The 24,781-nt window shown below is 45.5% G+C and carries 23 protein-coding genes and 1 pseudogene; 22 read left to right on the top strand and 2 right to left on the bottom strand.

Features of this window, described 5'->3' with window-relative positions; all coding sequences use genetic code 11:
- Position 1 precedes the first annotated feature (1 nt).
- The 8 genes from speB (at position 2) to NLX67_RS03750 (ending at position 9,233) form a co-directional block, all read left to right on the top strand.
- A complete protein-coding gene (gene speB, locus NLX67_RS03785) occupies positions 2 to 871 on the top strand; it encodes an agmatinase (RefSeq protein WP_046179071.1) in 870 nt (289 codons plus the stop codon).
- 213 nt (positions 872 to 1,084) lie between these two features.
- On the top strand, positions 1,085 to 1,519 hold the full coding sequence (locus NLX67_RS03780; RefSeq protein WP_245618033.1) for a YwiB family protein: 435 nt from the start codon (positions 1,085 to 1,087) through the stop codon (positions 1,517 to 1,519).
- On the top strand, positions 1,516 to 3,186 hold the full coding sequence (gene argS, locus NLX67_RS03775) for an arginine--tRNA ligase (RefSeq protein ID WP_254310443.1): 1,671 nt from the start codon (positions 1,516 to 1,518) through the stop codon (positions 3,184 to 3,186). The genes NLX67_RS03780 and argS overlap by 4 nt, the downstream gene beginning before the upstream one ends.
- A gap of 176 nt (positions 3,187 to 3,362) precedes the next feature.
- Entirely contained in the window at positions 3,363 to 5,450 is a 2,088-nt protein-coding gene (locus NLX67_RS03770; RefSeq protein ID WP_254310442.1) for a (Fe-S)-binding protein, read from the top strand.
- 61 nt (positions 5,451 to 5,511) lie between these two features.
- Complete coding sequence (locus NLX67_RS03765) at positions 5,512 to 6,363, top strand: 3-hydroxybutyryl-CoA dehydrogenase (protein ID WP_046179069.1); 852 nt, start codon at positions 5,512 to 5,514, stop codon at positions 6,361 to 6,363.
- Between the two features lie 14 nt (positions 6,364 to 6,377).
- Positions 6,378 to 7,451, top strand: a complete 1,074-nt coding sequence (locus NLX67_RS03760; protein WP_254310440.1) for an acyl-CoA dehydrogenase family protein — start codon at positions 6,378 to 6,380, stop codon at positions 7,449 to 7,451.
- Complete coding sequence (locus NLX67_RS03755; protein WP_254310439.1) at positions 7,448 to 8,572, top strand: acyl-CoA dehydrogenase; 1,125 nt, start codon at positions 7,448 to 7,450, stop codon at positions 8,570 to 8,572. The genes NLX67_RS03760 and NLX67_RS03755 overlap by 4 nt, the downstream gene beginning before the upstream one ends.
- Positions 8,573 to 8,585: 13 nt before the next feature.
- Positions 8,586 to 9,233, top strand: a complete 648-nt coding sequence (locus NLX67_RS03750) for a TetR/AcrR family transcriptional regulator (protein ID WP_046179066.1) — start codon at positions 8,586 to 8,588, stop codon at positions 9,231 to 9,233.
- Between the two features lie 150 nt (positions 9,234 to 9,383).
- On the opposite strand, the gene NLX67_RS03745 is transcribed toward NLX67_RS03750, so the two are convergent.
- Positions 9,384 to 10,361 (bottom strand): YsnF/AvaK domain-containing protein, encoded by a 978-nt coding sequence (locus NLX67_RS03745; protein WP_254310438.1) that lies wholly within the window; start codon positions 10,359 to 10,361, stop codon positions 9,384 to 9,386.
- A 293-nt stretch (positions 10,362 to 10,654) separates the two neighbouring features.
- Between NLX67_RS03745 and NLX67_RS03740 the strand changes: the two genes are divergently transcribed.
- From NLX67_RS03740 to NLX67_RS03730, 3 genes are all read left to right on the top strand, one after another.
- Positions 10,655 to 10,876 carry a hypothetical protein gene (locus NLX67_RS03740; protein WP_156153973.1) on the top strand — a complete coding sequence of 74 codons (222 nt, stop codon included), beginning with the start codon at positions 10,655 to 10,657 and terminating at the stop codon, positions 10,874 to 10,876.
- Positions 10,877 to 10,973: 97 nt separating this feature from the next.
- Positions 10,974 to 11,534 (top strand): DNA-directed RNA polymerase subunit delta, encoded by a 561-nt coding sequence (rpoE, locus tag NLX67_RS03735; RefSeq protein ID WP_254310437.1) that lies wholly within the window; start codon positions 10,974 to 10,976, stop codon positions 11,532 to 11,534.
- A gap of 163 nt (positions 11,535 to 11,697) precedes the next feature.
- Positions 11,698 to 13,296 (top strand): CTP synthase, encoded by a 1,599-nt coding sequence (locus NLX67_RS03730; protein ID WP_046179062.1) that lies wholly within the window; start codon positions 11,698 to 11,700, stop codon positions 13,294 to 13,296.
- A 149-nt stretch (positions 13,297 to 13,445) separates the two neighbouring features.
- Here the strand turns inward: NLX67_RS03730 and NLX67_RS03725 are convergent, their stop codons facing one another.
- Entirely contained in the window at positions 13,446 to 13,955 is a 510-nt protein-coding gene (locus tag NLX67_RS03725; RefSeq protein WP_309143105.1) for a DUF2529 family protein, read from the bottom strand.
- A gap of 192 nt (positions 13,956 to 14,147) precedes the next feature.
- On the opposite strand from NLX67_RS03725, the gene NLX67_RS03720 reads away from it, so the two are divergent.
- The 11 genes and pseudogenes from NLX67_RS03720 to NLX67_RS03670 all read left to right on the top strand — a co-directional run bounded on the left by NLX67_RS03720 (position 14,148) and on the right by NLX67_RS03670 (position 24,770).
- A complete protein-coding gene (locus tag NLX67_RS03720) occupies positions 14,148 to 14,510 on the top strand; it encodes a response regulator (protein ID WP_046179060.1) in 363 nt (120 codons plus the stop codon).
- Positions 14,511 to 14,612: 102 nt separating this feature from the next.
- Complete coding sequence (locus NLX67_RS03715) at positions 14,613 to 15,470, top strand: class II fructose-bisphosphate aldolase (protein ID WP_046179059.1); 858 nt, start codon at positions 14,613 to 14,615, stop codon at positions 15,468 to 15,470.
- A gap of 129 nt (positions 15,471 to 15,599) precedes the next feature.
- Entirely contained in the window at positions 15,600 to 16,247 is a 648-nt protein-coding gene (gene fsa, locus NLX67_RS03710) for a fructose-6-phosphate aldolase (RefSeq protein ID WP_046179058.1), read from the top strand.
- A gap of 95 nt (positions 16,248 to 16,342) precedes the next feature.
- Positions 16,343 to 17,626, top strand: coding sequence for a UDP-N-acetylglucosamine 1-carboxyvinyltransferase (locus NLX67_RS03705; RefSeq protein WP_046179125.1), 1,284 nt, complete (start codon positions 16,343 to 16,345; stop codon positions 17,624 to 17,626).
- Between the two features lie 97 nt (positions 17,627 to 17,723).
- Positions 17,724 to 18,036, top strand: a pseudogene (locus NLX67_RS03700) (fructose-bisphosphatase class II); the annotation flags it as partial.
- A 219-nt stretch (positions 18,037 to 18,255) separates the two neighbouring features.
- Positions 18,256 to 19,539: a transcription termination factor Rho gene (rho, locus tag NLX67_RS03695; protein WP_046179056.1), complete on the top strand. Its 1,284-nt coding sequence runs from the start codon at positions 18,256 to 18,258 to the stop codon at positions 19,537 to 19,539.
- Positions 19,540 to 19,667: 128 nt separating this feature from the next.
- Complete coding sequence (gene rpmE / locus NLX67_RS03690; protein ID WP_046179055.1) at positions 19,668 to 19,880, top strand: 50S ribosomal protein L31; 213 nt, start codon at positions 19,668 to 19,670, stop codon at positions 19,878 to 19,880.
- 75 nt (positions 19,881 to 19,955) lie between these two features.
- On the top strand, positions 19,956 to 20,528 hold the full coding sequence (locus NLX67_RS03685) for a thymidine kinase (RefSeq protein WP_046179054.1): 573 nt from the start codon (positions 19,956 to 19,958) through the stop codon (positions 20,526 to 20,528).
- A gap of 71 nt (positions 20,529 to 20,599) precedes the next feature.
- Positions 20,600 to 22,540, top strand: coding sequence for a sigma-54-dependent Fis family transcriptional regulator (locus NLX67_RS03680; protein WP_254310435.1), 1,941 nt, complete (start codon positions 20,600 to 20,602; stop codon positions 22,538 to 22,540).
- A gap of 190 nt (positions 22,541 to 22,730) precedes the next feature.
- On the top strand, positions 22,731 to 23,720 hold the full coding sequence (locus tag NLX67_RS03675; RefSeq protein WP_254310434.1) for a thiamine pyrophosphate-dependent dehydrogenase E1 component subunit alpha: 990 nt from the start codon (positions 22,731 to 22,733) through the stop codon (positions 23,718 to 23,720).
- A 30-nt stretch (positions 23,721 to 23,750) separates the two neighbouring features.
- Complete coding sequence (locus tag NLX67_RS03670; RefSeq protein ID WP_254310433.1) at positions 23,751 to 24,770, top strand: alpha-ketoacid dehydrogenase subunit beta; 1,020 nt, start codon at positions 23,751 to 23,753, stop codon at positions 24,768 to 24,770.
- Positions 24,771 to 24,781: the final 11 nt, after the last annotated feature.

The raw sequence follows: 24,781 nt of genomic DNA, 5'->3' as shown, positions 1-24,781 counted from the left end.
GATGAGATTTGACGAAGCGTATTCAGGAAATGTATTTATCGGAACACAAACTTCATTTGAAGATAGCGATGTTGTGCTGTACGGCATGCCGATGGACTGGACGGTCAGCTACCGTCCGGGCTCGCGTTTCGGCCCTGCCCGTATTCGTGAAGTATCAATCGGGCTTGAAGAGTACAGCGCGTATTTAGACCGCGAGCTGCATGAAGTGGCGTATTTTGACGCCGGTGATATTCCATTGCCGTTTGGCAATGCGCAGAAAAGCCTTGATATCATTGAAGACTACATTGACAGCTTGCTTGAGGCTGGGAAAAAACCGCTTGGCATGGGCGGTGAGCACTTAGTATCGTGGCCAGTTATGAAAGCAGCGGCTAAAAAATATGATGATCTCGCCATCATTCATTTTGACGCACACACGGATTTACGTGAGGAGTATGAAGGCGAGCCATTGTCGCACTCTACGCCTATCCGTAAAATCGCTGGGCATATCGGACCTAAAAATGTTTACTCGTTCGGCATTCGCTCCGGCATGAAGGAAGAATTCCAGTGGGCAAAAGAAAACGGCATGCACATTTCGAAGTTTGAAGTGCTCGAGCCGCTGAAAGAAATCCTGCCAACACTTGCGGGACGTTCTGTATACGTCACAATTGACATCGATGTGCTTGACCCGGCGCACGCGCCTGGTACAGGGACCGTGGACTGCGGCGGGATTACGTCAAAAGAGCTTTTGGCATCGATTCATGCGATCGCCGGTTCTGACGTAAACGTGATCGGTGCCGATCTCGTTGAAGTCGCGCCAATTTATGATAACTCTGAGCAAACAGCTAACACAGCATCAAAGCTGATTCGTGAAATGCTGCTTGGTTTCTTTTAATGAATGAAGTGTCCGGTTTTCAGCCGGACGCTTTTTTCTCGCGTCCGCAGCGGATTGGTCACGAAAAGCGGGAATTGCTGACGATCACAGTAGATTAGTCATGGAAAATAGGAATTGCCCACGATCAAATTTGGTGCTGACGAAAAACTGAGTTCAGCCTTCGTCGTTTCTGTGTTAAAATATACACACATTAAAACAAGGAAGTGATTCGGCGTGACAGATGAGCAGATGCCGGTGAAAATCTGGGTGAAGACGGATGTGGCGCACGAAGGGGAACGTGAGACATTTGAATTATCGCTGTTCGGACGGCTGTTTAAAAAAGATGGCTCGACCTTTTTAAAATACGATGAAGTGCAGGATGAAGGCGTTGTGCATACGATTGTAAAGCTGGCAGATGAAAATGCGCTTATCTTGCGGAGCGGTGCGCTGAAAATGCGGATGATTTTTGAAAGAGGCCAGCAATTAAACGGCTCATACGAAAGTCAGTACGGCACCCTGCTTGTTACAACGGATACGCAAGCCTTTACGCATAACACGAGCGATGCGGGCACCGGGCAGGCAGAATTAGTTTACAAGCTGCTCATGCAGGGCGACGCAGTCGGCACATATACGATGAACATTCATTATGAACTGGAGGAAAACTTGTGAACATTGCAGAACAAATGCAGGCACAGCTGAAAGAAGAAATTAAAGCAGCTGTCCTGAAAGCGGGGCTTGCCGCAGAAAGTGAAATTCCGGCCGTCCTACTCGAAACACCGAAAGACAAATCACATGGCGATTATTCAACAAACATGGCGATGCAGCTTGCGCGTATCGCGAAAAAAGCGCCGCGTCAAATTGCCGAAGCGATTCAAAAAAACATGGATTTGTCAAAAGGCTCGGTTGAAAAAATAGGCATTGCCGGTCCGGGTTTTATTAACTTTTACATGAACAACAGCTATTTAACAGACCTCATCCCGGCAGTATTGAAAGCAGGCGATGAGTACGGGAAGTCGAATGCCGGACAAAATCAAAAAATTCAGGTCGAGTTTGTTTCTGCCAACCCAACCGGCGACTTGCACCTTGGCCATGCCCGCGGCGCATCTGTCGGTGATTCATTGTGTAATGTGCTTGATGCAGCCGGCTATGACGTCACACGTGAATATTACATTAATGACGCCGGTAATCAGATTCATAATTTGGCGCTGTCCGTTGAAGCGCGTTACTTCCAGGCGCTTGGCGAGGAAAAAGCGATGCCGGAAGCCGGCTACCACGGAAAAGACATTATTAACATCGGGAAAGAGCTCGTCGATGAATTTGGCGATGAATTTGCGAAAATGCCAGAAGAAGAGCGCTATAAAACATTCCGCGCGCATGGCTTAAAGCTCGAATTTGCCAAGCTGCAAAAAGATTTAGCGGATTTCCGCGTAAACTTTGACGTCTGGTTCTCTGAAACATCCCTTTATGAAAACGGTAAAATTGACGAAGCACTCAAAGCACTCGATGAAAAGGGTCATTCATTTGAAGAAGATGGTGCACTTTGGTTCCGTTCAACAACGTTCGGTGACGACAAAGATCGCGTTCTTCGCAAGCAGGATGGATCTTACACATACTTAACACCAGATATCGCTTATCACCGCGATAAATTCGAACGCGGCTTCCAAAAAGTCATCAATATTTGGGGTGCTGACCATCACGGCTACATCCCTCGTATGAAAGCGGCGGTCGAAGCACTTGGTATGAAGCCGGATCAGCTGGAAGTGGAAATTATCCAGATGGTGCAGCTGTATAAAGACGGAGAAAAAATGAAGATGAGTAAACGGACAGGGAAAGCTGTAACGATGCGTGAGCTTGTCGAAGAAGTCGGTTTAGACGCCGTTCGTTATTTTTTCGCGATGCGCAGCGGCGACACACATATGGACTTTGACTTAGATCTTGCTGTATCGCAATCAAATGAAAACCCTGTTTATTATTCACAATATGCTTATACCCGTATTTCAAGTATTTTGCGCCAGGCGGCCGAGCAAGGCTTAAAGGCATCGCCAGAAGCAAATGTTGCATTATTAACATCTGAAAAAGAAATTGATTTGCTGAAAAAAATCGGAGACTTCCCGCAAGTCGTAGCTGAAGCAGCAGACAAGCGCATTCCGCACCGAATTACAAACTACGTTCATGAGCTTGCGGCTGGGTTCCACAGCTTCTACGGCGTGCACAAAGTCGTTGATAAAGAAAATGAAGACGTATCAAACGCACGTCTTGCACTCGTTCAGGCGGTGCAGATTACATTGAAAAATGCATTGAAATTGATTGGTGTTTCCGCACCTGAAACAATGTAATAAATTTTTTTAGCTGCCCGGCGAAAGCCAGGCAGCTTTTTTATGCATCAAATATATGAACGATATGACTGCATATACATTTTTCGAGAATGCCATAAAAAATATTGACTGAATGCTCATTCATATATTACGATAGAAGAAATCAAAGGGGATTAATGGGAAAGGATGTGCACGGTATGAACGGGTTGTTATGGATAAATTTAATTGCTGCACTTTTTGTAATCGCTTACGCAGGTTGCTTATTCGTATATCTATTAAAAACACGCTATGAATTCATTAAGCTTGGCAAAAAAGAAGAGTTTGATCGGAAAAAGGATGAGCGAATCCGAAATATTATAGTCAACGTTTTCGGTCAGAAAAAACTATTAAAAGACAAAAAAAGCGGTGCGATTCACGTCATGTTTTTCTATGGCTTTTTGCTTGTTCAGCTTGGGGCGCTAGACTTTATTATAAAAGGGATCGTACCGGGAGCGCATTTGCCGCTCGGCCCGCTTTATGGACCCTTCACCTTTTTCCAGGAACTTGTGACGTTGATGATTCTCATTGCGGTCATATGGGCGTTTTACCGCCGTTATATTGAAAAGCTTGTCCGCCTAAAGCGCGGCTGGAAAAGCGGACTTGTTCTCATTTTTATCGGCTCGCTTATGGTGTCAGTGTTAGTCGGCAATGGGATGTCGCTCATCTGGCACGAGGAAACGGTTCATTTGGGCTGGTCAGAACCGGTCGCATCTGTTATTGCGCTTATTTTCGCCGGCCTCTCAAAGCCAGTTGTCATTGGATTGTTTTATGTGATGTGGTGGATTCATTTATTCGTCCTGCTCACATTCCTTGTATATGTGCCGCAGTCGAAGCACGCACACTTGATCGCAGGACCAGTGAACACGTATTTTCATCGGTTGAACAAAGCGGGTACACTCCGCAAAATTGATTTTGAAGACGAAACGCAGGAATCGTTTGGCGCGGGAAAAATTGAAGACTTTACGCAGACACAAATGATTGATTTTTATGCATGTGTGGAATGTGGACGCTGCACGAATATGTGTCCGGCAACCGGAACAGGAAAGATGCTGTCACCGATGGATTTGATCGTGAAGCTGCGCGATCATTTGACGTTTACCGGTGCAGCGGTCACCTCCCAGCAGCCGTGGGTGCCGGCTTTTGCGTTTGCGGATACGCAGGGAAACAAAATTGCCAGAGGGATTGATCCATACAGTCCGCAAATGATCGGCGACGTCATTACAGAAGAAGAGATTTGGGCATGTACGACGTGCCGTAACTGTGAAGACCAGTGCCCGGTCATGAATGAGCACGTGGACAAAATTATTGACATGCGCCGCTACCTCGTGCTGACAGAAGGGAAAATGAATCCGGATGCGCAGCGCGCGATGCAAAATATAGAGCGGCAGGGCAATCCATGGGGATTAAATCGGAAAGATAAAGAAAAATGGCGCGAACTGCGCGATGATGTCCATATTCTGACTATGAAGGAAGCGCAAAAAGTGGGCGAAGAGCCGGAATACTTATTCTGGGTCGGTTCTATGGGGGCGTTTGACAGCCGCAGTCAAAAAATTGCTCTGTCATTTGCAAGGCTGATGAATGAAGCCGGCGTCTCCTTTGCGATTCTCGGCAACAAAGAAAAAAACTCTGGCGACACACCGCGCCGGCTGGGCAACGAATTTTTATTTCAGGAGCTGGCGGCTGCGAACATCGCGGAATTCGAAAAAAACGATGTAAAAAAAATCGTCACAATCGATCCGCATGCGTACAATATTTTCAAAAAGGAATATCCGGACTTTGGTTTTACAGCAGACGTGTACCATCATACCGAATTATTAGATACACTAGTGAAAGAAGGAAAACTGAAGCCGGTGCATGCTGTAAACGAAACGATCACGTTTCACGACTCGTGCTATCTCGGCCGCTACAACGACGTGTACGATCCGCCGCGTGAAATCCTAAAAGCTATTCCAGGGGTCGAACTGGTAGAGATGAAACGAAACCGCCAGGACGCCATGTGCTGCGGCGCAGGCGGCGGCATGATGTGGATGGAAGAAGATACGGGCCATCGGATAAATGTTGCACGTACCGAGCAGGCACTTGCCGTTGCGCCGTCAGTGATCAGCTCCGGCTGCCCGTTCTGCCTAACAATGCTCAGTGACGGAACGAAAGCAAAAGAAGTAGAAGAGTCCGTCGCCACATATGATGTGGCAGAAATTTTAGAGAAATCAATTTTAGGCACGCAGCAAGAATTAAGTGCCTCATAAAAAGTAACGGGAAGCGGCATCATGTTTCCTAGTTTCCTGTTCCAAAAGGAGGACGGCACGTTTGAAAGTAAAAAAAATAATGGTTATCGGCGCCGGACAGATGGGTACGGGCATTGCACAAGTATGCGCGCAGGCCGGCTATGATGTGCTTCTTTATGACATTGACGAAGCTAATCTTGATAAAGGCATAAACAAGATTGAAAAAAACCTTGCCCGCCAAGTGGAAAAACAGCGTATAAATGAAAATGAAAAAAAAGATGTGTTCACAAAAATTCGGCGATCGGCCACATTGTACGATGCATCGGGCGTCGATATCGTCATCGAAGCAGTCGTTGAAAAAATGAATGTAAAACGGGAGATTTTTGCCCAGCTGGATGAAATTACGCCGGATCATACGATTCTCGCTTCGAACACATCATCGATGCCTATTACAGAAATTGCGGCGGCAACCGATCGTCCGGAAAAAGTAATCGGCATGCATTTTATGAACCCGGTGCCGGTGATGAAGCTTGTTGAAATTATTCGCGGACTTGCTACATCAGATGAAGTATATAAAAAAATAGAGGAAGTCACCAGAGCGATCGGCAAGGTGCCGGTTGAAGTAAATGACTTTCCTGGTTTTGTTTCAAACCGCATTTTAATGCCAATGATTAACGAAGCCATCTATACGCTATATGAAGGTGTGGCGACGAAAGAAGCAATTGATGACGTCATGAAGCTTGGCATGAATCATCCGATGGGACCGATTCAGCTCGCTGATTTTATCGGGCTCGACACATGCTTGTCGGTTATGGAAATTTTGCACGAAGGCTTTGGCGATGACAAATACCGGCCGTGCCCGTTGCTCCGGAAATATGTAAAAGCCGGCTGGGTTGGCAAAAAAGCGGGACGCGGGTTTTATACCTACGATTAAACGGGGGGATCGGGATGAACTTCGGGCTTACCGCTTCACAGCAGCAAATGCGTGACGCCGTCCGTCATTTTGCGGAAAACGTTGCAGCGTCATTTATTCCGCAAATGGAAGCGGGTGAATTTCCGTATGCACTCGTGCAAAAAATGGCAGATCACCAGTTGATGGGCATCATCATTCCTGAAACATACGGCGGGACCGGGTGCGATTTCATCTCGTACATCATCGCCATTCATGAACTGTCAAAAGTTAGCGCGGCTGCCGGCGTTATTTTGTCCGTCCATACATCAGTCGGCACAATCCCGATTTTATCCTTCGGGACAGAAGCACAAAAACAAGCGTACATTCCAAAGCTTGCCTCCGGTGAGTGGCTCGGCGCTTTTTGCTTAACCGAGCCGTCGTCGGGTTCTGATGCGGCGTCTTTGAAAACATCCGCGCACCGCGATGGAAACATGTACAGGGTAAACGGATCAAAACTGTTCGTTACGAACGGCGGCGCGGCGGATACATATATCGTTTTTGCCAAAGCTGAACAAGGCATCACTGCTTTTATTGCAGAAAAAAATATGCCGGGCCTCGTTATTGGCAAGGATGAGAAAAAGATGGGGCTGCACGGATCAAAGACGGTCTCTATTACATTTGACGATGTGTGTATTCCGGTTGTGAACAGGATCGGGGAAGAAGGGGACGGTTTTAAAATCGCGATGGCAAACCTCGATGGGGGGCGAATTGGCATCGCCGCACAAGCGCTGGGCATTGCAGAAGCAGCATTTCAGTATGCGAAAGAACATCATCCAGGTATACAGCTGGCTAACATGGCTGCGTCCGTTGAAGCAGCCAGACTGCTCGTCTACCAGTCGGCTTTTCTACGGTCGGCCGGGCGGCAATGCGGAAAAGAAGCGTCGATGGCAAAGCTTTTTGCTTCAAAAACGGCTGTGGCGGCAGCTGGTGAATGTGTGCAGCAAATGGGACGGAACGGCGCGGCAGAACGATATTTTCGCGATGCAAAAGTGACAGAAATATACGAAGGTACATCAGAAATTCAACGGATCGTCATCAGCAAGCATTTAGCAAGGGGGATGAAGAGATGAACTTTACACTATCAGAAGAACATACCATGATTCGCAAAATGGTACGGGACTTTGCCGAAAATGAAGTCGCGCCGACCGCAGCAGAGCGGGACGAGGAAGAACGATTTGATATGGATATTTTCCGAAAAATGGCGGAGCTTGGCTTAACCGGTATCCCGTGGCCGGAAAAATACGGCGGCATCGGCAGCGATTATCTTGCGTATTGTATTACGGTCGAAGAATTATCCCGTGTCTGCGCATCCACAGGCGTAACGTTATCTGCGCATACATCGCTTGCTGGCTGGCCGATTTATACATTTGGCACAGAAGAGCAAAAAATGCGTTATTTAAAACCGATGGCACAAGGGGAGAAAATCGGTGCATATGGCCTGACAGAATCCGGAAGTGGTTCAGATGCGGGTAGTATGAAAACGACCGCCCGCCGTGACGGAGATGATTTTATTTTAAACGGATCTAAAATTTTTATTACAAACGGCGGTGTTGCGGACATTTACATCGTTTTTGCGATGGCGGAAGAAGGCGTCACAGCGTTTATTGTTGAAAAAGAACTCGACGGGTTTTCCGTCGGCAAAAAAGAACAGAAAATGGGTATCCGTTCTTCTCCAACGACGGAGATTATCTTTGACAATTGCCGTGTTCCGATAGAAAATATACTTGGTGAAATTGGAAACGGTTTTAAAATCGCGATGATGACGCTTGACGGCGGCCGCAATGGGATCGCCGCGCAGGCAGTCGGCATTGCGCAAGGTGCACTTGATGCGGCACTCCTCTATGCACAGGGACGAAAACAATTTGGCAAGCCCATTATCGCCAATCAGGGCATTTCGTTTAAGCTCGCGGATATGGCCACGTCGATTGAAGCGTCAAGACTGCTTACTTATCAAGCAGCATGGCTGGAAACAGTAGGGCTGCCGTACGGAAAAGCGTCAGCCATGTCAAAGCTGATGGCTGGTGATACGGCGATGATGGTCACGACAGAAGCAGTACAGATTTTCGGCGGCTACGGCTACACAAAAGACTATCCGGTTGAGCGGTTTATGCGTGATGCGAAAATTACGCAAATTTATGAAGGCACGCAGGAAATTCAGCGTCTCGTTATTTCCAGAATGCTGACAAAGTAAGGCGGTGTTATGAATGGAACAAACGAAACGGCCGGTGCATACGTCGGTTAAGGATGAACAGCTCATTGAAAAGCGCCGGGCAGAAATGATTCGCGGCTCTGTGCAGCTTTTCAAGCAAAAAGGATTTCACCGGACGACGACCCGTGAAATTGCTAAAGCGGCCGGTTTTAGCATTGGCACGTTATATGAGTATATTCGCACAAAAGAGGATGTCCTTTATCTCGTCTGTGACAGTATTTACGATCAAGTGAAAAGCCGGCTGCAGCAAATTGACCTTGAACAAGGAACATTAGAAAGTCTAAAGCTTGGGATCAGCTATTATTTCCACGTAATCGATGAAATGCAGGATGAAGTGCTTGTCATGTATCAGGAAGCAAAGTCGCTCTCAAAAGATGCGCTTCCATACGTGCTGCAAAAAGAAGTGGATATGACGGGCATGTTTGAGACGCTTATTCAGCGCTGCGTCGACCGCGGTGTGCTGGAAATGAGCGAAGCACACGTTCATTTGCTGGCGCAAAATATCTTTGTACAAGGGCAGATGTGGGGTTTCCGACGCTGGATGCTGCAAAAAAGCTTTGCACTAGAAGAATACATTGACCTGCAGACAGATCTTTTGTTTGACGGTCTCACAGGATATCAAAAAAAATCCGCCCTCAGCTGAGAGCGGATTTTCTTGGGCCTGCGTGATGCAGGTTACGAAGGCGTTGCCGCAGGACGCGGCGAAGTTAGCCTTTGATCCTTGGGCCTGCATGACGCAGGTCACGAAGGCGTTGCCGCAGGACGCGGCGAAGTTAGCCTTTGATCCTTAATGTTAAAGCAAATCACGGCCTGTGCGTATTTTGCCGTCTTCTTCAATGTGTGCTTCCTCACGACGAACTGTATCGCGGACTGTTTCTGTCTCTTCCACTTTTCGTTTGCCAATGACAATTTCTTCTGTTACAACCGGTTTTTTCGTTACTTCAACGCGTTCCTCCGTAATTGGGACACGAATCGTTTCTCCATCATCTTTAAATGCACGATCACGATCGTCAAATGCTGTTAAATCATCGTCTGTTGCTGTAAGGTCGCCGTCTGTCACCGGGCGGCGTTCAACGAATACTTCTTCGCGCTCAACCGGCACGTCAATGACCTGCTCTTCTTCAATGACTTCTTTTTCAACATAAACCTCACCCGTTTGAACGCGTTCTTTATTTACATTTAAGCGTTCTTCATGCAAACGAAGCGTTTCTTCTTCGCTTAACGTGTCATCTGTCCGCAGTCTGTCCCGCTCGGTATGCATATTGCCGCCTAGATTCGTATCTGTCAGACCAGTTTCCATCGAAGAACGTTCCTGGTTCCGGTTCATGTTATCAAGAGCGTCATAATCAATCGGCTCTAAACGTTCTCCAGCTAAATCCGCTGTATTTCCATTAGCGATGCCGACTGTGCTGCTTGGATCATAATCGCTGCCGTAGCGGCTGCCATAATCACGGTCTACATACAAAAGCATGCCGCCGTTTTCAACTTCTGTATAGTAACGATCTGCTTCTTCATCCGAAACGCCCATATTACTGAATGCACCTCGGATCGGATCAACGCCTGATAAGAAAGACATAAAACGGTCTCCCCATGAGCCGCCTGCCGTTTCAATCTCAGCGTTTGTCCGGCCGCGAACCATTGAAACCGCCTCTTTATCTTTCACAGTAATATACATATCTTCTTCTGCATAGCCATTTGCTTTTAATTCATCCATTTTCGCCAGTAAATCCGTTTCATTGTGGTATACACCAATAAATTTTTTGTTATCCATGTTATTTGTACCCTCCTAAAAGGTTTTTATTTGTGGGTGCTTCTGCTCTTTCATTTACCCGGTTAACGCAGCCTAAAACTAATTGGATTGAAAATGGTTATAAGGATGCATATCTATATTGAAAGTTTCTTTTTTGGTTAAAATACGGGTGAAATCGAGTTATTTTTTGAAAAAGCGGGAATACTTATAATTAAATTTACATTTCATACATATTCTTATTATAGTAAGAAGGTATAATTAGGAATGTGAATATAAAATTGAGTGAAAAATGTCGAAAGAAAGGACGTGAAAGCGTGAGGCAGTTTCTTACCTACTTAACAATTGCAGTTGTCTCAATTGGATCTTCTTGGCTTTATATGAAACAATTTGGGGCTGTTCCGTTCCTGCTTCTTTCGATTTTTTTCTTTTATAAAACGTATGATGAAGTAACAGGAAGGGCAAAAAAACGCCGAGAAACGAAGCAAATGAGCCATTCCAGTGCTCCCGCAGGAAAAAAAGCAGAAATCATCACATAAATATGGCGTAGAGCCATATTTTTTGTTTATAATGGAGAATATGCCAAAAACGTTTTTGCTCTTTTTTTGGGCGTGCAAATAGAGAAGGGAAGTGCGGATGGTGAGCTTGCAACATTCGAAAGAAGAATTAAAAGAAATGTCATTCCTTGAACTGGCACATTTGATCCTTGCCGACAAACGTGAACCAATTTTGTTTAAAGACCTGCTGGCTGAAATTAAAAAGCATTTGGAGATTTCAGAACAGGAAGTAAAATCCCGTATGGTCCAGTTTTATACAGATCTAAATATTGACGGGAGCTTTTTATCGCTTGGTGAAAACCGCTGGGGGCTTCGTGCCTGGTATCCAGTTGAAAAACTGGAAGAAGAAACGACAAACGCACCAGTGAAAACACGTAAGAAAAAAGCGAAGAAGGCCGTTGTGGATGACTTTGAAGAAGAAGTCCTAGAAGAAGAAGAGGTCCTCATTGATTTTGAAGAAGAAGAAGAAGATTTCGATGAGGTGGAGGAAGATCTTGACGTCGAGGAAGAGGATCTAGATGAAGATCTTGAAGACGGTCTGGATGTTGTCGAAATTGATGAAGATGATGAAGATGATGAAGATGATGACTTTGAGAAAGAAGAGGGTGCCGAGGACGAGTACAATCTCGGCGATAAATAAACAAGAATCTTCCCTTGACTATTTCAGTCGTGAATTGTAGTATTTTATTTGGGCTCTTTATGAGACGAAGAATTTAGTCGATAACGCTCCTCTTACTGAGAAGTAAGCGGGGCGTTTTTTGTATTTTTTGGAGAATTAGAACCATTTAAGGAGGATTTTCACTTTGACGAAATATATTTTCGTAACAGGCGGCGTTGTTTCATCTCTTGGAAAAGGCATCACTGCTGCATCTCTCGGCCGCTTGCTGAAGAATCGCGGATTAAAGGTATTCATTCAAAAATTTGATCCGTACATTAACGTAGATCCGGGAACGATGAGTCCATATCAGCATGGAGAAGTATTCGTAACGGATGACGGTGCAGAAACGGATCTTGACCTTGGTCATTATGAGCGCTTTATTGATATTAACTTAACGAAGCTGAGCAATATTACAACGGGTAAAGTATACTCTACGGTTCTTCGCAAAGAGCGCCGCGGTGAATATTTGGGCGGCACGGTGCAGGTTATTCCGCACATTACAAATGAAATTAAAGAGCGCGTCTTCCGTGCGGGCAAAGAGTCAGGTGCAGACGTCGTCATTACAGAAATCGGCGGCACGGTCGGTGACATTGAGTCCCTTCCGTTTTTAGAAGCGATCCGCCAAATTAAAAGTGATGTTGGCCAAGATAACGTTTTGTACATTCACTGTACGCTTATTCCGTATTTAAAAGCCGCTGGCGAAATGAAAACAAAGCCGACACAGCATAGCGTAAAAGAATTGCGCAGCTTAGGCATTCAGCCAAACATTATTGTTGTCCGGACGGAAATGCCGATTTCACAGGACATGAAAGACAAGCTGGCTCTTTTTTGCGACATCGCGAAAGAAGCGGTTATTGAAGCCACAGATGCTGACACGTTGTATGCTGTTCCGCTTATGCTTCAAAAACAAAATATGGACGAACTTGTTTGCCGCTTGCTAAAAATGCAGTGCCATGAAGCCGACATGACAGAGTGGAACGCGCTCGTAGACAAAGTGCGCAACCTGCCGAATAAAACACGCATTGCCCTTGTCGGGAAATACGTTGAATTGCAGGATGCCTACATTTCTGTTGCGGAATCATTAAAACATGCGGGCTATCAGTTTGATACAGATATTGAAATCGACTGGGTTAACTCAGCGGAATTGTCCCAGGAAAATGCGGCAGAACGCTTAAAGGATGCAGCGGGCATTCTCGTGCCGGGCGGATTCGGCGATCGCGGCATTGACGGAAAACTGGCTGCGATTCAATATGCGCGTGAAAATAATGTTCCGTTTTTTGGTATTTGTCTGGGCATGCAGCTCGCATCAATCGAATACGCACGCAACGTGCTGAACTTAGAAGGTGCCCATTCTGCAGAAATTATGCCGAAAACGCCATATCCGATTATCGATCTTCTGCCGGAACAAAAAGACATTGAAGACCTTGGCGGCACGCTTCGCCTTGGCTTGTATGCATGTAAATTAAAGCCGGAAACGCGGGCGCGCGCAGCCTACAATGAAGAAATTGTATACGAACGCCATCGCCACCGGTACGAATTCAATAACGAATTCCGCGAGCAAATGGAGAAAAATGGCTTTATTTTCTCTGGTACAAGTCCGGATGGTCGTCTCGTTGAAATCGTTGAGCTTGCGGATCACCCGTGGTTTGTCGCCGCGCAGTTCCACCCGGAATTCACATCGCGTCCGACACGTCCACAGCCCCTATTCAGAGAATTTGTTCAAGCATCAATTGAAAATAATTAAAAAAAACGGAACCGGATTTCAATCGGGTTCCGTTTTTTTAGGTAATTTTTTTGACTGACAGCTGAAATAAACAAGAGGAAGGTGGGAGAAATCGAAAAGACGGCCAGGGAAAATTTTTCCAACCGTTCAGCTTATTATCTCGACCGTTATCACTCTCCATATTCAGCTGCAATTTCTTCAATCGTCATTTTAAGCAAGAAGTAGGCGTACAGCCCTGCAATAGAAGAGGGAAACCCAGTTCTTCCGCCTTCATCATCCGGTAAAAGTCCTTTTGCCAAATGCAGATCGATAAACACATCGGCTAACTCGTCGATACCGGATTCATCTTTTTTTGATGCCAGTGCCACAAATGGAATGCCGTCTTCATGAAGCTTTTCAGCCAGCCGCAATGCATCAGGATCGTCTGAAAAGCGCGTTGCCACGAGCAGGCGATCTGCTTCAGTCAACCGGGCATCTGTTGTCCAGCTCTTTACACCGTCAAGTACTTCGGCACCGTGAACCGCTTCGATCTCAATCGCGGCCATTTCATCAAATCCTTTTATATATATAGACCCTTCGCTCATTAAGCTTTGAGCTAGTAAACGTCCCGCATCTTCAAGCGGGAATTCTTCTTTTTCACTAATCTTTTTTAATAAACCGCTCAGCTGCGTCATAAACATTTTCGACAAATCGAATCACTCTTTCTGTTTTTCTTCATTATAAGGAAATTCTCCTAAAAACGCACACGTCCTGTGTGCAACGGAGAATCCAGAACATCCTGTTTAAGTAAATTGAAAAAAGGAATTTGAATGATTTCGTCGAATGTAAGTAAAAAGACAAAAACGGCAAGCGAAACATAGGAGGAATATTGAATGGCGGCAAAGATACTCATTGTGGATGACCAATACGGCATCCGGATTTTATTAAACGAAGTGCTGAAAAAAGAAGGATATGAAACATTGCAGGCGGCGAACGGCCCGGAAGCGATTCAATTGGCGAAAGAACAAAACCCCGATCTTGTTTTGCTCGACATGAAAATTCCGGGTATGGATGGGATCGAGATCTTAAAAAGAATGAAAGCGGAAAACCCGAATATCCGGGCGATTATTATGACCGCCTATGGGGAGCTGGATATGATTCAAGAAGCCAAAAACATTGGCGCCATTATGCACGTTCCGAAGCCATTTGACATTGATGATATTCGCAAAACCGTTAAAGAGCATTTAACTCATTAATGGAATAGGGTAGATTCTGTTGGTAATAAAAAGATGAATTTGATATGATACAAATGTGGTTTTTTTCATGAAGCAAACATTTCCCTTAGAGGAGGAACCAAAATGCCATTAGTATCAATGAAAGAAATGTTAGACACTGCGAAAGAGAAAAAATACGCAGTAGGCCAATTCAACTTAAACAACCTTGAGTTCACTCAAGCGATCCTTCAGGCAGCTGAAGAAGAAAAGTCACCAGTAATCCTTGGTGTATCTGAAGGCGCGGCTCGTTACATGGGCGGCTTTAAAACAGTTGTAAAAATGGTGGAAGGTTTGATGGAAGACTATGGTACAACTGTACCTGTTGCCATTCACCTTGACCACGGTTCAAGCTTTGAAAAATGTAAAGAAGCGATCGATGCAGGCTTCACGTCTGTCATGATTGACGCATCGCACCATCCATTTGAAGAAAACATTGCGACAACTTCTCAAGTTGTGGAATATGCACATTCAAAAGGCGTTTCAGTTGAAGCAGAACTTGGCACAGTAGGCGGGCAAGAAGACGACGTTATTGCTGACGGCGTTATTTACGCAGATCCAAAAGAATGCGAAGAGCTTGTTAAACGCACAAACATCGACTGCCTGGCGCCAGCGCTTGGTTCTGTTCACGGTCCTTACAGCGGTGAGCCTAACTTAGGTTTCAAAGAAATGGAAGAGATCGGAAAAGCAACTGGTCTTCCGCTTGTTCTTCACGGTGGTACAGGCATCCCAACAAAAGACATTGAGAGATCAGTTTCTCTTGGAACTGCTAAAATTAACGTGAACACAGAAAACCAAATCGCTTCTGCAAAAGCAGTGCGTGAAACACTTGCAGCAAAACCGAACGAGTACGATCCACGTAAATACCTCGGACCGGCACGTGATGCGATTAAAGCAACAGTAATCGGCAAAATGCGTGAATTCGGTTCTTCTGGCCAAGCATAAGACGGCGTTCTTAGCTTTTGACCATGTTAACTGAAACTTAATGATAAGATCACAACAAGAACCGCCTTTTTTAACGAATAGGCGGTTGTTGTCTATATAATAAAATGAACTGAAAAGAGGGAATATTTAATGAAATTCTTTATCGACACGGCTAACATCGACGAAATCCGCGAAGCACATTCTTGGGGCATCCTCTCTGGTGTTACGACAAATCCATCATTGGTGGCGAAAGAAACCATCCCATTCCACGACCGTCTTCGTGAAATTACCGAGCTTGTTTCGGATTCAGTGAGTGCGGAAGTCATCGCGCTTGATGCGGAAGGCATGATTGAAGAAGGCCGCGAACTGGCGAAAATCGCGCCAAACATTACGGTGAAAGTACCAATGACGCCGGAAGGTTTGAAAGCGGTCGCAGTATTCGCTAAAGAAGGCATTAAAACGAATGTCACTCTTATTTTTAGTGCGAACCAAGCATTAATGGCAGCTCGTGCAGGTGCTTCATACGTCTCGCCATTCCTTGGCCGTTTGGACGATATTGGACAAGACGGACTTGAAGTGATCGAAACAATTGCCGACATTTTTGTGATTCATGGGATTGAAACAGAAATCATTGCAGCGTCTATCCGTCATCCGCAGCATATTACAGCGGCAGCATTAAAAGGCGCACACATTGCGACAACACCTTACAAAGTGCTTGAGCAATTATTCAAACACCCGTTAACGGATAAAGGCATCGAAGGATTCCTGGCTGACTGGGAAAAACGCAAAGCGAAGTAAGAATCGTACATGAGACGATTGTTATCGGTTAAACTACGACTACCAAGAAAGCTTTCCCGCTTTCCGTTTACACAGGAAGAAGGGAGTACAACATGATGGAAAAGTTAAAAGTTGAAGGCGGTCATCCGTTAAAAGGAACGATCAAGGTAGATGGGGCTAAAAATAGCGCCGTTGCCCTTGTGCCGGCTGCCATTTTGGCGGAATCTCCGATCACTATAGAAGGACTGCCGGATATTTCTGATATTCATATGCTGAAAGGTCTTTTGGAGGAAATCGGTGGAAACGTGACGTTTAAAGACGGTGAGATGAAGATCGATCCGACGAACATGACGGCCATGCCGCTCCCGAACGGAAAAGTCAAAAAGCTGCGCGCTTCTTATTATTTGATGGGTGCGATGCTTGGCCGTTTCAACAAAGCGGTTATCGGCTTACCGGGGGGCTGCCACCTTGGTCCTCGTCCAATCGACCAGCATATTAAAGGATTTGAAGCGCTCGGTGCAGAAATAACCAATGAACAGGGCGCGATTTATTTGCGTGCCAAGGAGCTGCGCGGTGCGCGAATTTATTTAGATGTTGTCAGCGTCGGGGCCACAATTAATATTATGCTGGCGGCTGTCAAGGCAAAAGGACAGACGATTATTGAAAATGCTGCAAAAGAGCCGGAAATCATTGATGTTGCAACACTTTTATCAAATATGGGTGCCAACATTAAAGGGGCCGGCACGGATATAATCCGCATCGACGGTGTTGAACGGCTTCAAGGCTGCCGCCACTCCATTATTCCGGATCGTATTGAAGCAGGAACATTTATGATTATGGCAGCTGCCGCTGGCGAAGGCGTTATTATTGATAATGTCATTCCGCTTCATATGGAATCATTAACAGCTAAGCTGCGTGAAATGAACGTGCCGATTGAACTCGGGGAAGACCGCATTTTTGTTGGGAAGGCGGAAAGCCTTAAAACAGTCGACATTAAAACGCTTGTATATCCAGGATTTGCGACGGACTTGCAGCAGCCATTTACATCGCTTTTAACGAAAGCGTCTGGTTCGGCCATTGTGACCGATACGATCTATCCAGCACGTTTCAAACATATTGATGAACTGCGCCGTATGGGAGCAAATGTGAAAACAGAAGGTCGTTCTGCAATCATTAATGGACCAGTTCAGCTACAGGGTGCGAAAGTGAAAGCGAGTGATTTGCGTGCGGGTGCAGCGCTTGTGCTGGCCGGATTAATGGCAGATGGCGTAACAGAAGTAACCGGACTTGAGCACATTGACCGCGGCTACAGCAATCTCGCGGAAAAACTCACAGCGCTCGGCGCCAATATTTGGCGGGAAGAAATGACGGCAGAAGAATATAGCGAAATAAAAAGTTGATAAGGTTATGATGAACAAATGGTAAATGTGTTACAATATATAGAGAATATGTGGCATAAAGCCGCTGTTTGTTCGTCGTATGGGGGGGTAGGGAGCAATGGAGAGAAGTTTATCGATGGAACTGGTTCGTGTAACAGAAGCAGCGGCGCAAGCGTCAGCACGCTGGATGGGTGGCGGCCTGAAAGATGAAGCGGACGGTGCAGCAACATCAGCCATGCGTGGTGTATTTGATACGATTCCGATGAAAGGCACGGTTGTAATCGGCGAAGGGGAAATGGATGAAGCCCCTATGCTTTATATCGGTGAAAAGCTTGGAAAACGGATACGGTCCACGTGTTGATGTTGTGGTTGATCCACTTGAAGGAACAAACATTGTCGCAGCGGGCGGCTGGAATGCATTGGCTGTTCTTGACGGTCCGTTTTGTCGATGGACGCCATAGCTTAAATAAAAAACCTAACCTTGTCATTAAACCATAAACCATAAAACATAAAACATACTAACAGCGGTGCAGCCGGTCCGGTTCTCCGCTGTTTTGCTTCATCTGTCCACTCGTCTAGAATGCTTCAAGATTGCCGGCTATCGACCTCCCTCCCTCTTAAAAATCAATTTAATAAAGTGTGGTGCCATAATGGAAGAACTTACAATCAATTATCTTGAAAACTTAAAGCTGAAGGAACTATATGAACTTGCCAAAACGTACAAAATCTCCTACTATAGCAAGCTCACCAAAAAAGAACTTATTTTTGCCATTTTAAAAGCACGTGCTGAACAGCAAGGCTTCTTTTTCATGGAAGGTGTATTGGAAATTATTCAATCAGAAGGCTTCGGTTTTCTTCGTCCGATCAACTATTCAGCTAGCTCAGAAGATATTTACATTTCCGCTTCCCAAATCCGCCGCTTTGATCTTCGGAACGGCGATAAAGTATCCGGAAAAGTTCGTCCTCCAAAAGAAAATGAACGGTATTACGGCCTTTTGCATGTAGAAGCCGTTAATGGAGAGGACCCGGAAACAGCGAAAGAACGTGTTCACTTTCCGGCTCTTACGCCGCTTTATCCGGACCGGCACATTATGCTTGAGCTCGAATCAAAGCATTTATCAACCCGTATCATGGATCTTGTGTCCCCGGTCGGTTTTGGCCAGCGCGGATTGATCGTAGCGCCGCCAAAAGCAGGTAAAACGATGCTGTTAAAAGAAATTGCCAACTCGATCTCGGCGAATCATCCGGAAGCGGAGCTGATCGTTCTGCTGATAGATGAACGTCCAGAAGAAGTAACCGACATTGAAAGATCGGTTGAGGCCGAAGTCGTCAGCTCAACGTTTGATGAAGTGCCGGAAAATCATATTAAAGTGGCGGAACTTGTGCTTGAGCGTGCAATGCGCCTCGTTGAGCATAAGCGCGATGTTGTTATTTTAATGGATTCGATTACACGTCTTGCCCGTGCATATAACCTTGTCATTCCACCAAGCGGCCGAACGCTTTCCGGCGGGATTGACCCGGCAGCATTTCATCGTCCGAAGCGCTTTTTCGGAGCCGCGCGTAATATTGAAGAAGGTGGCAGCTTGACGATTTTAGCAACCGCACTCGTCGATACAGGGTCACGGATGGATGATGTCATTTATGAAGAATTTAAAGGAACCGGTAATATGGAGCTTCATCTCGACCGTTCACTGGCCGAGCGCCGTATTTTCCCGGCAATCGATATTCGCCGCTCAGGCACACGAAAAGAAGAGCTCCTGATTGGGAAAGAACAGCTTGATATGGTATGGGCAATTCGGAAAACGATGTCGGATGCGCCAGACTTGGCCGATAAAGTGCTCCGTCGTCTCCGTCAGACGAAAAACAATGAAGACTTTATTGCCCAGTTGCTTGCGGAAACGAAGAAAAACGGTGCATCGAAAAAAATGCTGTAACACATTTGCAATTTTTAATAGTGCCTGCTATAATAGAATTTGTATGAATGAAATAAATAATTAGGACTAGCGCCTGGTTATATTTAACTCTGTTTCGGAATGACTCAGGGCGGAAGGAGAGAAAAGACATGCAAGCAGGACTTCATCCTAACTACAAAACAGCACTTGTTAAATGTGCATGCGGAAATGAGTTTAACACTGGTTCCGTAAAAGAAGAAATTCGCGTAGAGGTTTGCTCTGAATGCCATCCATTTTACACTGGTCGTCAGAAATTTGCTGACGCAGGCGGACGTGTGGATCGCTTCAACAAAAAATACGGTATTAAAGATCAAGCAAGATAATGATAAAAAGGGACAGGCAAGGAGTGAAAACTGCTTGCCTGTTTTTTTGTATGTAAAAACGGAGGGACTACCAGCATGGCCCAGCTTTTTTTCAAATATGGCGCAATGAACAGCGGCAAGTCGATTGAAATTTTAAAAGTTGCGAATAACTATGAAGAACAAAATAAATGTGTGCTTTTGTTTACATCCGGACTCGACACGCGGGATGAAGTCGGCTACATTTCCAGTCGTATTGGTCTTCGCCGCCCGGCTCGTCCAGTATTTGCAGATACAAACGTATTCGATGAAGTGAAAAGCGATCCGTCTAATCCATCATGTATTTTACTGGATGAAGTCCAGTTTCTATCAAAAGAACACGTGCTGCAACTGGCGAGAATTGTAGATGAACTAAACATTCCGGTTATGGGATTCGGCTTGAAAAATGACTTTCAAAACGAATTATTTGAAGGAAGCCAATATATGCTCATTTACGCGGATAAAGTAGAGGAAATGAAAACAATCTGCTGGTTCTGTGAGCGGAAAGCAACGATGAATTTACGCGTAGATGAGGCGGGTAAGCCGGTTTATACAGGTGAACAAATTCAAATTGGCGGCAACGATTCTTATTACCCGGTTTGCCGTAAATGTCATCAAAACCCGCCGCTTTAAAGAAGCGGCAGGTTTTTTTTGCATTTTGCCGAAATAATCAAGTAGATTGCGATGAGGAAGGAGCTGGAGCAATGCAGAAAGACAAGCAGCAGCTTCATGAAATATGGAAGCGCTTTATTAACGAGGGTAGAATGGATAGCCATCTTGACCCTTTTATTCAAACGTCGTGGATTCGCTCCAAGAAAAATGGTGTAAATGCCTTTCGCCGTGGCGGATCAGTAGCGGAAAAGCAATTGAAAAAAGCCTTAAAGGAAAAATCGCTGCTGATTGAGGTTTCGCTGCCGCTTATGGAAAGTCTTTTTGCAATTGTGGAAGGTTCTGGATTTGTTGTCATTTTATGTGATGAAACAGGCATGTTGTTAAAGGTAATTGGGGATGAAGAAACGATTCGGGAAGCGGAAAAAATGTCATTTGTAGAGGGAGCAAGCTGGAATGAGCATGAACTTGGAACAAATGCAATTGGAACAGCCATTTTTGAAGGTCAGCCGCTTCAGGTTTATGCACATGAGCATTACTGTGCCGCCTGTCATGCGTGGACATGTTCGGCATCCCCTATTAGAGGGAAAAATGGTGATATTATTGGCGTTCTAAATATGTCCGGACCATTTGATAAAGTGAATCCACATACACTTGGGATGGTTGTATCAGCCGTAAAGGCAATTGAAACACACCTTCAGTTACTTGAAAAATCTGAAAAAAATGAAATGATGAAACGATATTTAGAGGCGACAACCAACACGCTAAAAGATGGACTGCTGATCATGGACAAAAACGGTCGAATTGTAAAAACAAATGGGGCTCTTCAGCAAATTACGGATATGGTTGAAGAAGAGATGACGGGTAAAACGGTTGTCTCTATCTTCAAAAACCGTATCTTTGACGACGTGCTCGAAGGACGTGCATGGGCGGGGGATAAAGAAATTCGCCTGCGCATAAACGGAAAGGAAGAGAGGAAGCATGTTCTTCTTGGTATGCATCCTATTGCGGGGAATATTGGATGGCTCATCCAATTCAAAGAAATTCAACAGGTACGGCAGTTTGTCAATGCGATGACGGGCAGCCAGGCAAAAATAACCTTTCAGGAAATTATCGGCCGCTCTCCCGCTTTTGTGACACAAATTCAAGAAGCAAAACAAGCTGCGATGACGGATGCAAATGTGCTTCTTCTTGGAGAGAGTGGAACAGGAAAAGATGTGTTTGCCCAGGCCATTCATAATGCGGGAAATCGCAGGCACAAACCATTTATCGCAATTAATTGCGGGGCTATTCCAAGGGATTTGCTCGGCAGTGAATTATTTGGTTATGAAGAAGGTGCATTTACAGGTGCAAGAAAAGGCGGCAGCCCGGGGAAGTTTGAATTGGCAGATGGCGGCACGATTTTTCTTGATGAAATCGGGGAAATGTCACTTGAAATGCAGGTCGTGTTACTGCGCGTTCTTCAAACGAAAGAAGTCATTCGAATCGGCGGACACCGCGTTCTGCCGGTTAACGTCCGGATTATTGCAGCGACGAATAAGAAGCTGGAAGAGGAAGTACGGAATGAAACGTTTCGTGAAGATTTATTTTACCGGTTAAATGTCATACCGATCCGGATTTTGCCGCTCCGCGAACGAAAAGAAGATATTCCCCTGCTTGCCAACTACTTTGCCGGTGAATGCAGCCGGCGGATGGGAAAGAAAATTGACAGGATTTCACCCGCTGTCAATGAAGCACTGTGTGAGTATGAATGGCCGGGTAATGTACGTGAACTGCAAAACATTTTAGAGCGCTCAATTCATAAAACAACCGGAACGATGCTCCAAGTGAATACACTGCCAGCCGAAGTTTTTCGCCGGCATACGATGGAACAATCAAATTCTTCAAAGCCGGTAATGAAAAAAGAAGAATGGAAAAAACAAGCGTTACTGCAGGCTCTCTCGCTTCATGAAAATAACTGCAGCCGTGCTGCCAAAAGCCTTGGTATATCCAGAAGCACACTTTATCGGCAAATGGAGCAGTTTCATTTAAAATAAGTGTCCCTTTATTGTACAACTGTCCCGTTTTGAAACAACTTTTGTTTTAAAACGGGACAGTTTTTGTATGGCATAAAACATTTTTGTTAGCGCATACAAAAAAGACAGCCATTTATCTGATCCTTTCATATTGGCACGCTATTTGCAGATAAGAGGGTGAATCCAATTATAGTTAAAAGGGGGCTCTATTATGACAATTCCTGTTGAACAAGCGAAATGGATGTATGAAACGATGGTGAAAATCCGGCATTTTGAAGATGAAATGGAGCAGGCATATGGGGAAGGGAAAAGCCCGGTATTTAACATAGGCTCAGGACCGGTCCCAGGTGAAATGCATTTAGCAACAGGACAGGAACCAGCGGCTGTTGGGATTTGTGCTCATTTAACGGCGGATGACACGGTGACCTCACCGCATCGGCCGCATCATCATGCGATTGCTAAAAATGTAAACCTCGATAAAATGGCGGCGGAAATGTTTGGAAAAGTGACGGGTCTTGGAAAAGGAAAAGGCGGTCATATGCATTTATTCGATCCATCTGTGAAATTTTCATGCGGTGGTATTGTCGGTGCCGGCATTCCTCACGCTGTTGGTGCCGCACTAGCTGCAAAAATGAAGAAAAAAAACTGGGTGGCTGTTTCCTTTATTGGTGAAGGGGCTGCGAATCAGGGAGCGTTTCATGAGTCATTGAATATGGCGGGTCTTTGGAAACTTCCGTTAATTATTGTCGTTGAAAATAATGATTATGGAATTTCTGTTCCAAAGCACGCTTCCACTGCGATTGAATCAAATGATAAACGGGCGGCCGCTTATTCAAATGTCGCCGGTGCTTACGTGAAAAATAATGATCCTGCGGAGATGTACCGTGTTTCTGAAGAAGCGGTGAAACGCGCACGCAATGGAGAAGGGCCGACAATCATTGAAATAGAAACATATCGCTATCTCGGACACTTTCAAGGCGATCCGGAAATGTATCGTGAAAAAAATGAAGTACCGGTATTGAGGGAGAAAGATCCAATTGTTAAATGGAAAACCATATTACAGAATGAATTTTCTGTTTCTGAACAGGAGATTGAAGAAATGGAAAAGCGGGCAAAGCAAGACGTTGAAAATGCATATCGATTTGCGCGCGAAAGTGAAGAGCCGTCCATTGAATCAGCGCTTGAAGATGTCTTTATTTAATCATATTTAGACGAAAGGAAATGATGAGCGATGACAACAGTAAAACAGCGGATGCTGACAGGAAACAAGGCAATGGCGGAAGCAATTGCGATTGAAATGAAGCGTAATGCGGACGTGTTTGTGCTTGGGGAAGATGTCGGAAAATACGGCGGTATTTTCGGTTCGACACAAGGGCTCATTGACCAGTTTGGTGAACAGCGCGTCATCGATACACCTATCTCCGAAACAGCTTTTATTGGAGCCGCCATCGGGGCGGCCGCAGAAGGGATGCGCCCGATTGTTGAGTTAATGTTTGTTGACTTTTTCGGTGTTTGCATGGACCAAATTTACAACCACATGGCAAAAATCCCCTATATGTCGGGCGGAAATGTCAAGCTGCCGATGGTATTGATGACGGCAGTAGGCGGTGGTTATTCCGATGCGGCACAGCACTCACAGACATTATATGCCACATTTGCCCACTTGCCGGGCATGAAAGTCGTCGCGCCCTCAACACCGTACGATTTAAAGGGAATGATGGCGTCTGCAATACGAGATGACAACCCGGTTGTCTTTATGTTTCACAAATCGCTTCAAGGGCTCGGATGGATGGACCAGCTTGATGCGGCAGTTGGCGAAGTGCCGGAAGGAGAATACATCGTGCCGCTCGGAAAAGCAAAAGTTGTGCGGGAAGGAAAAGATGTCACCATCGTCGGGTTACAAATGACGATGCACTATGCGCTTGAAGCAGCTGCAAAACTGAAAGAAGAAGGAATTGATGCAGAAGTCATTGATTTGCGCTCGCTTGCACCGCTTGATCGGGATACGATTATTGAATCCGTGAAAAAAACACATCGACTCGTCGTAGTAGATGAAGATTATTTATCATACGGAATGACAGCTGAAGTATCTGCGAGTGTAGCGGAAAGTGCGCTCTATGACCTTGAAGCGCCGATTCGCCGTATTGCGATTCCTGATGTACCGATTCCATACAACAAAAACTTAGAGCGGTTTGTACTCCCGGGTGCAGAACGTATTTATGATGAAGTCATTCGGTTAATGAATGAGTGAGGGAGATGCGC

Origin of the sequence: Domibacillus sp. A3M-37 (assembly GCF_024213455.1) — a bacterium.
GTDB lineage: Bacteria > Bacillota > Bacilli > Bacillales > Domibacillaceae > Domibacillus > Domibacillus tundrae.
Note: the sequence above shows the minus strand (reverse complement) of the source record. Positions and strands in the feature narration are given on the sequence as shown.